Raw genomic sequence first — 16361 nt, forward strand, 5'->3', positions numbered from 1 at the left:
TAAAGCTTGACGGCAACGGACATGCTCTTTTCCGGAATAACAAGTATGCAAAAGGAACAGTTGTTTATAACGGACTCACTTACGAGAACCTGGCGCTCCTTTACGATTTAGTACTCGACCAGCTAGTATTGCTAAACTTTGATGAAGTAGGAGGTATCATGGTTCCTCCTGATTACATAGACTCCTTTTCCTTACATAACCATACATTTATTAATCTGAAACCCGGAAAAACACCGGTAACCGGAATAAGTCCCGGATATTATGACCTGCTGTATAGCGGAACCAAAGAACTTTTAGTAAAAAGAACAAAGAAAATAACCGAAACCACCAATCAGCATAAGGTAGTAAGAACAATATCGCAGCAGGATAAATACTATCTTTTAAAAGATTCGGTATACATACCCATCAACAACAAGAACCACCTGCTGAAACAACTGTCAGAAACCCGGCAGCAAAACCAGCTATTTATAAAACAACAACGCTTAAACTTCAGGAAAGACAAAGAAAACGCCATGGTAGAGCTGTTAAAGTTTCATGACTCATTTAAGGAACAATAATGACGAAAGTAACAGCCCTTTTTATAATCATGGTGTTTTTTGTAGTCTGCCAAAGCTGGGCACAGGAACAGAGAGAAAGTATAGGGATAAACCTTCAGGATGCTTCTGTAAAAGATCTTGCGGAACATATAGAAAAACAAAGTAGCTATCGTTTTTATTATGACGAAACCATTTTCGACAGCCTGACAGTAACTATCGGTATGAAAAACGCCACTTTAAAAAAAATACTGAACAAAACCTTGCAGGGTACAGATTTCCGGTATGCTATTTATGGAAAGACTGTTTTTCTTACTAAAGATAAAGAGATATTAACCGAACTCCCGTCACAATTTACCGGTAGGGCGAGAACAGCAGTACTAAAAGAAGAAATACAGCTAGCAGCAGATATTTCGGCTAAAACAGTTCAGGTAGCAGCAACGCTCGAAAATAAACTATATATCATCGGTAAAAAAACATCACCGGCAAAAACACCAGTAACTATTGCCGGGAATATCAAAAATGCAGAAACCGGGGAGCCTGTTCCGGGAGTATCCGTTTTTATAGACAAACCACGTATAGGAGCAATCAGTAATGAATTTGGGTTTTATTCTCTGACCTTGCCCCTCGGAAGATACGAACTTAATATCAGAGCAGTGGGATTGAAAGACACCCGTCGGCAAATACTGTTACAGGGCGACGGAAAGCTGGATATAAACGTAGCAGACGAACCGCTCTCGCTCAAAGAAGTAGTAATTACCACAGAAAAAGCATCCAACATCAGACGTATGCAAATGGGAATAGAAAAACTGGACATCAAAACCATTAAACAAGTGCCTACGGTATTTGGCGAGGCAGATATACTGAGGGTAGTGCTAACACTACCCGGCGTAAAGTCGGTAGGAGAGTCCAGTACTGGTTTTAATGTACGCGGGGGATCGGTAGACCAGAACCTCATTCTCTTTAATGATGCCACCATATATAATCCGTCTCATTTTTTTGGTTTCTTTTCTGCCTTCAACCCCGAAGTAATCAAAGACGTACAGCTTTATAAAAGCAGTTTGCCGGTCAAATATGGCGGAAGGCTTTCTTCTGTGCTCGAGCTAAACAGCAGTGAAGGCAATAAAAAAGCATTTACCGGAACCGCCGGAATAGGTTTGATAACAAGTCGCTTAAATATTGAAGGGCCTATTATTAAAGATAAGACATCTTTCATTGTGGGTGGAAGAACTACCTACTCCAACTGGATAGCCGATTTATTACCCGAAAAGTCTGGTTACCGTGGAGCAAAAGCCAGTTTTTACGATATCAACCTCCACGTTAGCCATCAGCAAAACGATAAGAATAGCTTTTATGCTACAGGTTATTTCAGCAGTGATCAATCAAACCTCGCAACAGATACCACATTCAGTTACAGAAATCAGAATGTTTCCCTTCGTTGGAAGCGCATTTTTAACAATAAATTATACGGGATATTATCCGGAGGATACGACAAGTACAGCTATAACAATTACAGCAATTATAAAGACGATGTAGACTATAAGCTAAAGTTCAGTATCGAGCAAACCAACCTTAAAACTAATTTCAATTATTATCCAAGTGCCCAGCTCAACATAGATTTTGGTGCAAGTACTATTTACTACAGTAATAAGCCAGGTTCATTAGAACCTTATAGCGATAAATCTTTGATAGTGGCTGATATACTGCCGCAGGAACAGGCATTGGAAAGCGCTATATTTGCCGAACAGCGTTACGATATAACCGAAGCCATTACTCTGAACGCCGGCTTGCGCTACTCGTTTTTCAACTATTTGGGACCGGCAAACGTAAATATTTATGCAGATGGACTCGACAAAACCGATGCAAACATTGTTACGGTAGAGAATTACGGTAGTAAAAAGACAATAAAAACATACCACAGCCCCGAGTATCGTTTAGGGGCAAGAATTGCAATCACTCCTGATTTTTCCGTAAAAGCAGGGTATAATACTCAAAGACAATACATACACATGCTTTCCAACACTACATCTATATCGCCAACCGATGTTTGGAAGCTAAGCGATGCGAACATTGCGCCGCAGAAAGGCAGTCAAGTTTCAGTAGGTCTGTATAAGAATTTTAAAGAAAACACTATAGAAACATCTATAGAAGCCTACCATAAAAAGATAAACAACTTTCTCGATTATAAGAGCGGGGCGGTTTTAATACTTAATCATAAAATAGAACAAGATGTGCTGCCAACACAAGGCAAGGCTTACGGGATAGAATTTCTGGTTAAAAAACTTACCGGAAAGCTCAACGGATGGCTAAGCTATACCTACTCCAAAACACTATTGAAAACAGAAGATGTAAGTGGTAGTAATTCTATTAATGGTGGAAAGTATTATCCAGCCAATTATGATAAGCCACATGATTTTACCCTGATAGGTAATTATCGTTTTTCACACCGTGTCAGTTTTTCCTTAAACCTTACCTATAGCACCGGCAGGCCAATAACGCTACCAATAGGTAAATACTATTATGCAGGAGGGCAGCGCTTGCTCTATTCAGACCGTAATCAATACCGTATACCCGATTATTTCCGTTCAGATATATCGTTTAATATACTGGGAAACCATAAAAAAACACAGCTAACGCATAGTTCGTGGACATTCGGGATATATAACCTTACCGGTCGGAAAAATGTGTTCTCTACTTTTTTTGCCAGTGAGAATAAGCTGATTAAGGGATATCAGTTATCTGTTTTCGGTACTGCAATTCCATTTATTAACTATAATATCCGTTTCAAATGAAAGTACTGCGAAGATATACACCATTTATTTATATACTGATATGCTACGGTTGCAAAGACCCTTTTACACCGGAAGTATCAGCACATTACCGTAATTTACTGGTAGTAGAAGGATTTATTCATATAGGTGGTGAAACCACCATCCGCATAAGCCGCACGGGCGATTTGCAAGACTGGCAAAGCATAAAGCCCGAAAATAACGCTACTGTATTTATTGAAGGCGATGGTGGAACAAGCCTGAGCGCAACAACAAATGGGGAAGGCAGGTGCATATTGCCCACACAATCGCTGGGTATGAAAGAAAAGTACAGATTACGGATAGTAACCAACGGAAAAACCTATCAGACAGACTATCTGGAAGGCAAGGAAACCCCGGAAATAGACAGCGTAAACTTCAGGATAGAAGATAAGGGGTTTCAGATCTATGTAAATACGCATGACGAACGCAACAGCACCCGATATTATAGTTGGGATTACCAAGAGACGTGGGAAATAAGATCAGCGTTCACCTCGGCCTATGAATATAAAAGCGGAGAAGTAGTTAGCAGAGACCCTGCAGTGAACATAGAATACTGCTGGGTAGACGGGTTGTCTTCCAGGATATTGCTGGGTAGTACAGAACGGCTTTCAGAAGATAGAGTAACACTAGCTCCCCTTTTACACGTCAAGGGAAACTCAGTAAAAGTGGCTCATCTCTATAGCATTCTGGTAAAACAATACGGATTAACCCGGGAAGCCTACCAATATCTGGAGAACATGAAGAAAAATACAGAGCAGATAGGCAGTATCTTTGATTCACAACCCTCAGAACTAAAAGGCAATCTATACAATCCCTCCGACCCGCAGGAGCAAGTGCTTGGCTGGGTCAGTGCAGGTACGGTATCACAAAAGAGACTGTTTATAAGCTACCGCGACAAACCGGAAGCAGGACGAGACTGGGTGTATGGGCAGCTATGTGAACCATTTACGGCATCAAAAGATAGTCTTCTGTACTATTTGGGAAGTAAAAACCTGATTATTTCTGAAAACCGTTTTCCTCAACCCGATGGAAGTATATGGATTAATTATACCATGGCAAAGGACGATTGTATAGATTGCCGGCTAAGAGGATCCAATGTAAAACCAACTTATTGGCCAAACAACTAAAGCATAGAGTGATATGAGAAAGATAACCATTCTTTTATGTTTACAAGTCTGCATCGCCTGTTTATATGCGCAAACGGCAGATACCAGCCTGTTAAAGAAGCGCCTGACAGATTATCTGCAAAATAACTTTCAGGAAAAACTCTATGTACATACTGATAAAAATACATACCTGGCAGGAGAGATTATCTGGTTTAAAATATACAATACGGAAGCTTATACAAACCGTCCGGTAAATATAAGCAAGGTTGCATATATAGAACTGTTGGATAACCAAAACAAACCCATATTGCAAACCAAGGTAACCCTAAAAGAAGGTGGAGGAGAAGGAACATTTTATCTGCCGGTATCTATAAACTCGGGCAGCTATGTGCTGAGGACCTATACCAGCTGGATGAAAAACTTTGGAGCCGATTATTACTACCATAAAGATTTGTCAGTGTATAACACTTTAAAAGAAGAGAATTTTAACGAAGAAAAGAAAGTAGATGACAATATATATAGAGTACATTTTTTTCCGGAAGGCGGAAATCTGGTAGACGGTTTAACCAGCAGGATAGCTTTCAGGGCAGTAGACCAGCGGGGTAAGAGTGTAGAGTTTGAAGGAGTCATACTCAACCATAATAACGATACCATAAGCAAGTTTTCCCCGTTAAAATTCGGTATAGGTAGTTTTTACTTCTGTCCATACAAAGCAGAAAAATACAAAGTACTGATAAAGCCTAAAGGAGGAAACGAATTTAGCACATCCCTGCCACCCATTTTTGAAAAAGGTACAGTAATAAGTATAAAGAAAACAGATCCTGCATATCTATCTGTTTTATTACAGAGCAATCCGGTGCAGCAAAGCGCAAAATATACCTTGCTGGTACATACTAGGCAAAAGATAGTATATGTTAAAGCAATCTCAGCAGAGGATATAGACAACATACATCAGATAGCACTATCCCTTTTAGGCGACGGTATCTCGCATTTTACATTATTTAATTCTGAAGGAACAGCTATTTGTCAGCGCCTGTACTTTAAAAAGCCTGCTAACCTACTTAATGCCCGGACAGAGACAGACAGACAAGACTATGCTCCCAAAGAGAAAGTTCAGCTTAATATACATGCGGGTTTGCCGGTAAAAACAAACTATTCCATATCTGTTTACCAAACAGACTGGGATATGAGCGAAGAAGAAAGCATTATTTCTTCGTTATGGCTGAGTTCAGAGCTAAAAGGAAAAATAGAAAATGCAGTATGGTACCTGAAAGATCCTACAGGAGAAGCTACAGACAACCTGATGCTTACACACGGATGGCGCCGGTTTAAATGGGAGAACATTTTTGGGCAGGAAAAACATCCCGTCGACTACCTGCCCGAAGCAGAAGGCCATATCATCAGTGGCAAGCTGTATAACCCGCTAACTGGACATGCTACAGAAAATGGGCAAGTCTATCTCTCCGTACCCAGCCAACAGGGACAATTTTATACCTCATTATCCCGTAAAGACGGAAAATTCAATTTTTTTATAAGAGATTTCTACAGGGGAAACGAGATTATCGTTCAGACAGACACCCGCACAGATACTTTGTCGCAGATAGAAATCCATTCGCCTTTTTCAGACAAGTTTTCGACATGGCAAGCCCCACAGTTCAACAAGCAACCGCAGCAACAGATCTTGCTGGAGAAAAGCATAGCCATGCAAGTAAACAATGCCTACTATAGCAGGCAGCTAAATAAGGAAAAGCCAATTCAGACGCAACCCCGCAGCTTCTATAATAAGCCAGACAAAGTGTATAAGTTAGACGACTACGTAAGATTTACCACTATGGAAGAAGTACTGCGCGAATACGTGTCAGAAGTAACCGTAGCCTTGCGAAAAAAAGACTACTACCTCAGAATGTTAGACAACAGCACCGGGCAGTTTTCAGATAAATCCCCTCTGGTACTGATAGACGGTGTACCACTGTTTGACGAAGGAAACACCATCATAAAAACAAACCCCGGAAAAATACAACGCCTTGAGCTTATACCTGCTACCTATACTTATGGTAGGAACACCTTTAGCGGTATAGCTAGTTTCTATAGCTATAAAGGTGATCTGGCAGGTTATCACCTATCAGAAAGAGCACTTGTACTTGATTATGAGAGCCTGCAAACCAATCGGGAATTTTATTCGCCTATGTATGAAGGAGACAATGCAGGCTTTTCCCGTGTGCCTGATTACCGTACTACCTTGTTCTGGAGCGGAACCAACCAGACAGATGCCAATGGACACAGTATAGTGAGCTTCTTTACCTCAGAGGTAACCGGAAAATACGTAGTAGACATACAATTGATAACAGCAGACGGAAAAACAGGCACAGCAAGAACGACTTTCGGCGTAAAGCGGAAATAAACAATTACCAAATAAAAACTATAAAAAATGAAAAAAAAGCTTTACATGTTAATCATCCTGCCATCATTGCTGTTATTAAACTGTAACAAGAAAGACGAAGTATCCAAAAATTCACAATGCAGTTTTACCGTATCAGAAATAAAAGTACCCAGTACTGCTGGCAAAGCAGAAATAACGGTAAAATGGGCTTTTGCCGAGTGGGAAATAAGCACTGGCGAAAAAGGTTTCCTGTCAGGATTTACCTATTTAAATGGGGGCAGTGCCAATCATAGTAGCAGTACGCGTATTACTTTTAGCTATGGAGATAATGTCAGTAGCGAAGAAAGGGAACAGAAAATTACACTCACCAATAAAACCACAGGCGAGCAAAGTACCGTAACTATCAGACAGGAAACATTGCCACCGATAGAAATATCCGTAAACCCCGGGGAAACCTACCAGAATGTAACTGGTTTTGGAGGCATGAACAATGTATGGGCGGCCGGGACGTTGTCTCTGGCAGAGGTAGAAAAAATGTATTCGCAGGAGGGGCTAGGCTATAATATGATGCGAATTATGATATGGCCCAATAAAAATGACTGGAGCAGAGACGTGGCAACTACGCTAAAAGCGCAATCATTGGGAGCTCGTATACTGGCATCGCCATGGACACCACCTGCAGAAATGAAAAGCAGCAACAGCAACCTTCACGGACATTTGCTCCCAGAGAAATATGCCGATTATGTAGCTCACCTCAACGATTTCGTGGCATATATGAAAAACCAGGGCATAAATATAGAAGCGGTATCTATACAAAATGAACCAGACTGGAGTCCGGAATATGACGGTTGTGAATGGACGCCCGAACAGATACTCGACTTTATAAAGAACCATGCGGCAAACATCAATGCAAAAGTACTCGCAGCAGAAGCCGTAAACTTCAAGAAAATGTACACAGACCCCGTTTTAAACGATGCAGTTGCGGTAAATAACCTTGATATTGTTGGTGGGCACCTGTACGGGGGCGGTTTGCAGGACTATCCGCTGGCAAGAGCCAAAGGAAAAGAAATGTGGATGACAGAGCACTTGCTGAACGAAGTTAACAATGGAATGGGCTGGGATCAGGCCATGGTACTGGCTAAAGAACTGAATGATTGTATGAAAGCTAATTTCAACGCCTATTTTTGGTGGTACTTAAAGCGCTCTTACAGCATGCTTGGCGATGGAGATAAAGGAACCGCAATGGGCGAAGTACTGAAACGGGGTTATGTACTGTCGCATTATGCCAAATACGCCACTGGTAGAAAACGCATACAGGTGGGCAATGTAGTTAATAACAGTGAGGTAGAGATTACAGCCTACAGCGGCAGTGCAGATTTAACTTTTATAGCACTTAATCGGGGGAATATACCGGTGTCACTCAAAATAAATTTGCCTGTAGTGGTAAAAAGCGGCGGAGCCGTGATAACCACAGAAACACAGAATATGGAAAAGAAAAGCGTAGTACTTAGCAGTGATAAAAAATCAGTAACCATAAGTCTGCCAGTAAAATCAATAGTTTCAGTAAAGTTGGATAAATGAGATTAGATATCTGTTATGATTAACTATATGTCTTTTTTCACAGAAGATACCCAAAAAAAGATTGTGAAGAACTCTTGCTTCCTACCAAGAACATTTGTTCCAATAAAATATCGATATGTGCTATTGTGTGTTTTGTTAACTGATTTATTTTGAGGTTATTATCAATTATAAATATTTTATGAAAAAACAATCTCTAAGGAGTAAAGCTACCCTTAAGGTAGCTTTAAATGCAGCAGTAGTAGCTATTGCTGTAGGTACAACAATTTTAAGTAGCTGTAAAAAAGACGGTGTGTCAGAAAACGAGCAACTTACAATTGCAAAAAACTCTTCTAAAGGTAGTGCAGAGGTGCAATCTTATCAATCAGGTACCAATAATGGGTATTTCTGGTCGTTGTGGAAAGATGACCAGAGCGGTTATGTGACCTATACCAATGGTTCTGGAGGTAATTATAGCGTATCCTGGAACTATACAGGCAATTTTACCTGTGGAAAAGGATGGAGTAACGGATCGCCAACCCGCAAAATAGGTTATAATTGCGGAGCATACACCTGCAACGGAGGTGGAGTATTGGCTTATTACGGTTGGACGAGAAGCCCGCTTATTGAGTATTATGTTAATGAAAAATGGGGGAGCAGCAGACCTACCGGAGAAAAGAAAGGCTCTTTCTGGTCTGATGGCGCACAGTATGACATTTATACAGCTATGCGTTACAATGCCCCTTCTATTGATGGAACACAGACATTCCGTCAAATTTTTAGCACCCGCACTTCGCAGGCTCCAACAGGGCAGAACAAAGTAATCACTTTTGGTAACCATGCCTACGCATGGCAACAAGCTGGTTTGTCTTTAGGTAGTGACTTTTCTCCTGCAGCTATCCTGTTAACAGAAGCATACGGTGGAAGCAACGGATATGTAAACGCATCGGTATGGCAGCAATAACAACCCGCTATTTATAAAAAAGCAATTGAAGGGGCTTATAAAATACTTTGGTTTTTTATAAGCCCCTGATTATTATATGGATATTATCACTGATTAATGACAAAGCTTTATGAGATACCTGTATTGTTTGCTGGCAATAACGTTTGGCATTAGCTCTTGTACATTCAACACGAGCGTACCTTCCGGTTTTGTTTTCGTTAAAGGGGGATTTACAAAAAACACGAAGTCAAATCTCTATAACAGTCAAGTTTTTGTTAACGATTTTTATATGTGTAAGTATGAAGTTACCCAAAAAGAATGGCAGGAAATAATGGGATATAATCCTTCTGGCTTTAAAGGAGACAGCCTACCGGTAGAAAGCATAAATTGGTATGAAAGTATTGAATACTGTAATAAACGAAGCCTTAAAGAAGGGTTGGAGCCTGTGTATCTGCTTGATAAGATGAAAAAAGACACAGACAATAAAAGTGAGTTTGATAGCTTGAAATATACAGTAAAGGTCAGGAAAAATGCCAACGGGTACAGGTTGCCAACCGAGTTGGAGTGGGAATATGCCGCAAGCGGGGGCCAGGAAAGTTTAGGTTATACCTATAGCGGAAGTAATGACATCAATGAGGTTGCATGGTTTTGGAAAAATTCGGGGAATAAAGAATTAACAGGAGAGTGGTCCTGGATCATTTTAGAAAGCAATCAGTGTTCAACCCAAAGAACGGGTGTTAAAAAGCCCAACGAATTGGGTATTTATGATATGTCTGGAAATGTAAGGGAGTGGTGCGAAGACTGGTATCAGGATTACCGAACATCAATAGGTTTACTTAAATCCCAGAGAGGTGGCGGTTGGATGGGAGCAGAAAGCCGGTGCCGGATTTCTGATAGACATAGTTTTGAAGCAACCGGGAAAGGAGCAGACCAGGGTCTTCGTTTATGCAGGTCTATATAATTTATGCGATAAAATGCTTCCAATGATGTATTTGAATAAAAAAGAACAACAAATGTTTAAATGACAGCTTTACTGGTAGTTATTTTTCAGATTAGAGACGTAAGTGTATAATTTAGCTATACACATAAGACTAGGGGCTTGAAGGCATATCACACTGTCTTTGGAATAATACCTGAATTATGTGCTAGATGAAATTTTTCCTGGTAAAGATTGACGGGAATTTTAGAAGTTACAATTAATAAATCGTTAACCGAAAATGAAACGGAATAAGCTGAATGTATTTTTTATTGTCCTTGGTTTAACAACTTTTTTTGAAAGCACAGTAATAGCGCAAAATTTACTGTACCAAAATACATTCCCTCTGGGAAATGTGAAATTGTTAGATGGTCCATTTAAGAATGCCTGTGACCTGAATATCCATGTACTCCTTAAATATGACGTAGATAGATTACTGGCTCCATACCTTAAAGAAGCCGGCCTCAATCCCAAAGCCAAAAGCTTTTCTAACTGGATAGGTCTAGATGGACATGTCGGGGGACATTACCTTTCTGCACTGGCTATTCATTATGCGGCAACGGGTAACATGGAATGTAAAGAAAGAATGGAATACATGCTTTCTGAACTGAAACGTTGCCAGCAAAAGAATGGAAACGGATATGTAGGAGGTGTACCTTCAGGAAAGGAGCTTTGGGAGGAAATTAAAAAAGGCAATACCGGTCTTGTGTGGAAGTACTGGGTTCCATGGTACAATGTGCATAAAATGTATGCTGGTTTAAGAGATGCCTGGTTATATGGTGGGAATCAGGAAGCAAGGCAAATGTTTCTTGAGTTCTGTGATTGGGGTATTTCCGTTGTTGATAAACTTGATGATATACAGATGGAATCTATGCTGGCCAATGAGTTTGGGGGTATGAACGAAGTTTATGCCGATGCCTACCAGGTAACCGGAGATCAGAAATACCTGAGAATGGCCAAGCGTTTCTCCCATAAGGAGATTTTTGATAGTATGGCTCGCAAAAAAGATAATCTGGATAACAAACATGCCAATACGCAAGTACCAAAGGCAGTTGGCTATCAGCGAGTGGCAGAACTGACAAAAGATCCACAATATGTTACTGCGTCCAGATTCTTCTGGGAGACAGTGGTACATAACCGTTCTCTGTCGTTTGGAGGGAACAGCAGAAGGGAACATTTTCCGGCTCAGGAAGATATTTCCAGTTATATGGAAGAAAGGGAGGGGCCTGAATCCTGTAATACCAATAATATGCTGAAACTAACCGAAGGACTTTTCCGGATGGAACCACAGGCGAAGTATATGGATTTCTACGAAAGGGCTATGTACAATCATATCCTTTCTACCCAACATCCTGAACATGGTGGATATGTATATTTTACTCCGGCAAGGCCTGCGCATTATCGGGTCTACTCGGCTCCCAATAGTGCTATGTGGTGCTGTGTGGGTACCGGAATGGAGAACCATGGTAAGTACGGAGAGATGATCTATAGCCATACCAAAGATTCCTTGTTCGTAAATCTCTTTGTGGCTTCTCAGCTTTCATGGAATGAAAAAGGCCTTACGCTTACACAGCATACTAAATTTCCGGAAGAAGACCATTCAACACTACAGGTTAACATAAAGAAACCTGTACAGTTTGCACTTCTGGTTCGGTATCCGGGTTGGGTGGGAAAAGGAGAAATGACAGTTATGGTAAACGGTAAAAACTACGCGATGGAATCGTCCCCGTCATCGTACGTAACCATAAACAGAAAATGGAGAGATGGGGATATAGTGGAAATTAGGACTCCGATGAAAGTTACATTGGAAGAATTGAATACGGTACCCGACTATGTGTCTATCTTGCGTGGACCTATATTAATGGGAGCTAAAGCAGGTACGCAAGATCTCAGAGGTTTAATAGCCGATGATAGCAGGTGGGCGCATATTGCGAGTGGCTCACTGGTTTCCGTTTTTGAGACCCCACATTTGATAGGAAAAAGAGATGATATTTTAAAAAAATTAAACAATATGCAACCTGTTGCGGATAAACCTTTGAGCTATACAGTACCGGCACTCTTTGCAGAAAAGAATAAAGATATTGTTCTGGAACCTTTTTATCGTATACACGACAGCCGTTATATGATTTACTGGCTGGCGGCAGACAGCGGAAGATACCAACAGCTGCTTGAAGAGAAGAAAAAGGATGAACAGGAAAAGCTGGAACTGGATAGGAGGACGGTTGATGCTGTGAAAACCGGAGAGCAGCAACCAGAAGTGGACCATGTCATGAAGGACCTGAATTCACATCGCGGTATACATCAACAGGTAGCGTGGCGAGAGGCAAGAGAAGGTGGTTATTTCCAATACGAACTCAATACAAGAGAGAAAACAAATTTATCTCTGATGGTGCGCTATTGGGGTAATGAAACAGGTAACAAAGCTTTTGATATTTTAATTGATGATAAGGTATTGATAGAAGAAAATGTCGTTGATAAGTGGGGCGAAGGGAAGTTTGTTAACAAAGAATACCGGATTCCTGTGACATGGCTGCGATCTAAAAACTTTATTACAGTAAAGTTCCGGCCAAAGAAGGGAAATTCAACAGCAAGAATTTTTTATGTGAGATTGTTGGATCAAGAAAGGTGATTGTGTGGAATGATGACATAAAAGATCCGAAACGTTTAAGATACGGGTGGGGCCATAATCCGGCTAAGGCAAATTTATATAATAAAGAAGGATTGCCGGCATCGGTTTTTCATATACCATAAAATTTTGAGAGTGTTAACCGCCAGGAACATAATGTTATTCGGGATGTTGCGCATTCCAATTTCGTGATAAGGCGGATTTAAATCCGCTTCATTTATAGTTCGACATGCCCTTACGGAACATATCGAACAGCCCAGGTATCATAAAATTTTGAGAGTGTTAAACTGCCAGGAATATAAATGAAATAATACTATTGGGGATGTTAGTCTGATGCTTCCCAAATTTCGTGATAAGGTGGATTAAAATCCACTCGATTTATAGTTCGACATACCTGGTGGAACAATGGAACAGCCCAGGTCGGCACTTGGCGTTCTTTGGTTATATTTTTCTGTACAGGCTTGTTTTTTTATCACCAGACCTCTGTATTAGGCCAAGTTGAACACCATTCTTCAAATCTCTGCTTGCTGTTGCAGACGAAATTTCGGAATAGTGTTTCATATAATCTTTTCTGGAAAATTCTTGCTTGTTTGTTTCCAGAAATATTTCTAACCGTTCTGTTTCATTTAATTTTTTTGAATTATTTTCTAACAATTCTAATAACGAATAATCAATTATACCCAGCATATATTCAATAAAAGGAGTAGAGTTACCCTGCTTATCAGAAGTGGAAAGTGCTTTATAATATTCTTCCTGATTTTTAGAGATTAGCGTTTCAAAAGGCAGAAACTCGAATAACGGTAATTCATTCATTAAAATTAATGTTTGCCAAAGTCTACCCATTCGTCCATTCCCATCTAAAAATGGATGAATAAATTCCATCTCATAATGAAAAACACAACTTTTAATAAGTGCTAATTCAGATTTGTCCTTTAAATATTTGAAAAGATCGGACATTAAAAAACTAATATTTTCATAAGGAGGAGCTATATGCTCGATATTTGTACCTTTTACAATACCTACACTTTTATTCCTATATCTTCCGGGGTTTTCAATTAATCCGGTCATCAGTAGTTTATGTGCTTTTAAGAAATCCTTTTCTGAATAAGGTTTTAATTGGCTAAGCGCTTTATAAACTGCCAGAGCGTTTACAACTTCTTTAATATCTTTTTCCGGTCCAATTATTCTCTTATTTTCAAGAATTGCCGTAATCTGTTCCTCCGACAGTGTATTCCCTTCGATATTTAGAGAAGCATGGATGGTTCTGATTTGATTTTGTTTGCGAAGTTGAGGATTTGCCTTAACTAAATGTTTGGCGTTAATTTCCCCTATTTTTTGAGAAATAGATGAGATAAAAGAAAGTATTTTAGAGGTTATCTGATATGGAGGTTTCAATTTGATACTATCATTTGATACTATCAAATATAAATTTTATAAATAAAAAACGCAAAGCCTCAAAACGATCTTTGAGCATCTTTGCGTTCTGTGCGGTATAAAAAATTATAAAACTTACTTCCTCATCGGATTGATGGTCTGAATAGTTCCATCGGGATTGTATTTCAGTTCAGCAACTTTGATATTTCTCAGATGTGTTTTCCCTGAAATTTGCGTATCATGATAGAAGATCCACCATTTTCCTTTGTGTTCCACAATAGAGTGATGATTTGTCCATCCCTGTACAGGCTCTAAGATTACTCCCTGGTAAGTGAACGGGCCATAAGGATTATCACCAATGGCATAGCAGATAAAATGTGTATCTCCTGTAGAGTAAGATAAATAATATTTACCATTGTATTTGTGCATCCAGGCAGCTTCGAAGAAACGTCTGTCATGATCTTTTGTGAGCAGTTCTTTTCCTTCTTTATCCAGGATTTTGATCTCTTTAACCGGTTCAGCAAAACTTAGCATATCAGCACTCATTTTTGCAATACGAGGTCTCAAAGCAGGTTCTTCTTCTTTCTGGGAATCCGTCATAGAACCATTTTTATTAAACTTGCCATTCTCCCATTTTTGTAATTGTCCGCCCCAGATTCCACCAAAATACATATACGAAGTACCATCGGTGTCGGTAAATACTGCCGGGTCCATACTGTAGCTGCCCGCTATAGGTGTAGCTTCTGGTTTGAAAGGGCCATATGGTTTATCAGAAGTGGCGACACCAATTCTAAAGATATCTTCCTTGTCCTTCATCGGGAAGTATAAATAGTATTTTCCGTTTTTGAAAGCAGCGTCAGGAGCCCAAAGCTGACGGCCTGCCCATGGGATATCCTCTTTTTTCAATACCACGCCATGATCTGTAACTTTCCCGCCAATGCTATCCATAGAATACACATGATAATCACGCATATCAAAATGATCTCCGTTATCATTCTCGGGAGTTCCTGCATCGATATCATGCGAAGGGTAGATGTAAATCTTTCCTTCAAATACATGCGCGGATGGATCGGCCGAGAATAAATCAGTAACCAATGGCTGACTTAGAAATTTGGAGGTGTCGGCTGTTTCCTGTGCTGTTTGTTGGCCCGTCTTTTTGCTATTGTTCTGACAAGATATTCCTGCTAAGGCCAAAAAGGCAAGTGCGTATGGAAATCTAAGTTTCTTTTTCATGTGTTTTAGTTTATAAGTGACAAAATTTAATTGATAAATGTTTCTTCTGGTCCCAGAAAGCTTGGTTTTAAACCTCCGGTATCTAAAATTAGTTTTTGTAATACGACTGCAGGAGAAACCATCCAATATTTGATGGTGTTTTTTCCTGTTTTAGAGAATTCGAAATTGGTTTTAAACGCTTTGATGCTATTAGCTACTGCCTTGTCCCAAACGCCGGGTTTATTATCGTCTTTGGTAATATCTACAATTACGGGCTGCTCATCATTTATAGAAACAGCAAATCTTAAGCCTTCACCATTTTTAAAATCTAAGGTAGGGCTTACCAATGTGTGCAAAGTGTAATTCCCCTTGTTGCTAATGAATATATCATATTCCAGATAAGGTGTTTTGCTGTCCAATTTCTGGTCGGCAACTGCAGAAGGATAAACAGTCATTCCGCCAGCGGTCTTTCCATAGTTCTCTAAGTGTTTCCAGAAAAAAGGGCGATTATGGTTTGCTCTGGAATAATGTGGCGCCTCCATAGAAATCACCCCATTTTGCTCAACAAATATATTCTTCACTTCGGTATATTTATTGTCAATAGTAACAGGTACTGTGATTCTACTACCATCATTTCCTGATATGATAATGTTGCTATTGCTTATTCCCTTTGGAGCCAGGTTCCTGTTTATAGAAACAGTAATGCGTTCGTCATTCTCCAAAATACCATTTGTTTTAGATAAATGTATATACTTAGGCGCTTTGATATTGAATTTCGAACTGGCCTCGCCTCTGTTAAATAACTCGATATAATGTGTCGCCTGCGATGAAGTATTAAATGTTG

The 16361-nt window shown here is 39.9% G+C and carries 10 protein-coding genes and 1 pseudogene; 8 read left to right on the forward strand and 3 right to left on the reverse strand.

Annotated features, from left to right (window positions below; translation table 11 throughout):
- The 8 genes from ABWO41_RS06950 to ABWO41_RS06985 all read left to right on the forward strand — a co-directional run.
- The coding region (locus ABWO41_RS06950) for a hypothetical protein (protein WP_353135502.1) at positions 1–557 on the forward strand (557 nt) is incomplete at its 5' end.
- Positions 557–3325 (forward strand): TonB-dependent receptor, encoded by a 2769-nt coding sequence (locus ABWO41_RS06955; protein WP_353135505.1) that lies wholly within the window; start codon positions 557–559, stop codon positions 3323–3325. The genes ABWO41_RS06950 and ABWO41_RS06955, both read left to right, overlap by 1 nt.
- Positions 3322–4470: a DUF4249 domain-containing protein gene (locus tag ABWO41_RS06960; RefSeq protein WP_353135508.1), complete on the forward strand. Its 1149-nt coding sequence runs from the start codon at positions 3322–3324 to the stop codon at positions 4468–4470. Before ABWO41_RS06955 ends, ABWO41_RS06960 begins: the two co-directional genes overlap by 4 nt.
- A gap of 13 nt (positions 4471–4483) precedes the next feature.
- Positions 4484–6850, forward strand: coding sequence for a Plug domain-containing protein (locus tag ABWO41_RS06965; RefSeq protein ID WP_353135511.1), 2367 nt, complete (start codon positions 4484–4486; stop codon positions 6848–6850).
- A 27-nt stretch (positions 6851–6877) separates the two neighbouring features.
- A complete protein-coding gene (locus ABWO41_RS06970) occupies positions 6878–8410 on the forward strand; it encodes a hypothetical protein (RefSeq protein ID WP_353135514.1) in 1533 nt (510 codons plus the stop codon).
- A gap of 178 nt (positions 8411–8588) precedes the next feature.
- Positions 8589–9350: a glycoside hydrolase family 11 protein gene (locus ABWO41_RS06975; RefSeq protein WP_353135517.1), complete on the forward strand. Its 762-nt coding sequence runs from the start codon at positions 8589–8591 to the stop codon at positions 9348–9350.
- A 109-nt stretch (positions 9351–9459) separates the two neighbouring features.
- Complete coding sequence (locus ABWO41_RS06980) at positions 9460–10290, forward strand: formylglycine-generating enzyme family protein (RefSeq protein WP_353135520.1); 831 nt, start codon at positions 9460–9462, stop codon at positions 10288–10290.
- Between the two features lie 256 nt (positions 10291–10546).
- Entirely contained in the window at positions 10547–12934 is a 2388-nt protein-coding gene (locus ABWO41_RS06985; protein WP_353135523.1) for a glycoside hydrolase family 127 protein, read from the forward strand.
- 438 nt (positions 12935–13372) lie between these two features.
- On the opposite strand, the gene ABWO41_RS06990 is transcribed toward ABWO41_RS06985, so the two are convergent.
- The 3 genes and pseudogenes from ABWO41_RS06990 to ABWO41_RS07000 all read right to left on the reverse strand — a co-directional run.
- On the reverse strand, positions 13373–14353 hold the full coding sequence (locus tag ABWO41_RS06990) for a Fic family protein (RefSeq protein ID WP_353135526.1): 981 nt from the start codon (positions 14351–14353) through the stop codon (positions 13373–13375).
- An 87-nt stretch (positions 14354–14440) separates the two neighbouring features.
- Complete coding sequence (locus tag ABWO41_RS06995) at positions 14441–15538, reverse strand: glycoside hydrolase family 43 protein (RefSeq protein ID WP_353135529.1); 1098 nt, start codon at positions 15536–15538, stop codon at positions 14441–14443.
- A 26-nt stretch (positions 15539–15564) separates the two neighbouring features.
- Positions 15565–16361: pseudogene (locus tag ABWO41_RS07000) on the reverse strand (glycosyl hydrolase 115 family protein); the annotation flags it as partial.

Origin of the sequence: Pseudopedobacter sp. (assembly GCF_040392825.1) — a bacterium.
Taxonomy (GTDB): domain Bacteria; phylum Bacteroidota; class Bacteroidia; order Sphingobacteriales; family Sphingobacteriaceae; genus Pseudopedobacter.

Coding starts and splice junctions, on each gene's coding strand:
- ABWO41_RS06955 (WP_353135505.1), top strand. CDS start 557: ATGACGAAAGTAACAGCCCTTTTTATAATCATGGTGTTTTTTGTAGTC.
- ABWO41_RS06960 (WP_353135508.1), top strand. CDS start 3,322: ATGAAAGTACTGCGAAGATATACACCATTTATTTATATACTGATATGC.
- ABWO41_RS06965 (WP_353135511.1), top strand. CDS start 4,484: ATGAGAAAGATAACCATTCTTTTATGTTTACAAGTCTGCATCGCCTGT.
- ABWO41_RS06970 (WP_353135514.1), top strand. CDS start 6,878: ATGAAAAAAAAGCTTTACATGTTAATCATCCTGCCATCATTGCTGTTA.
- ABWO41_RS06975 (WP_353135517.1), top strand. CDS start 8,589: ATGAAAAAACAATCTCTAAGGAGTAAAGCTACCCTTAAGGTAGCTTTA.
- ABWO41_RS06980 (WP_353135520.1), top strand. CDS start 9,460: ATGAGATACCTGTATTGTTTGCTGGCAATAACGTTTGGCATTAGCTCT.
- ABWO41_RS06985 (WP_353135523.1), top strand. CDS start 10,547: ATGAAACGGAATAAGCTGAATGTATTTTTTATTGTCCTTGGTTTAACA.
- ABWO41_RS06995 (WP_353135529.1), bottom strand. CDS start 15,538: ATGAAAAAGAAACTTAGATTTCCATACGCACTTGCCTTTTTGGCCTTA.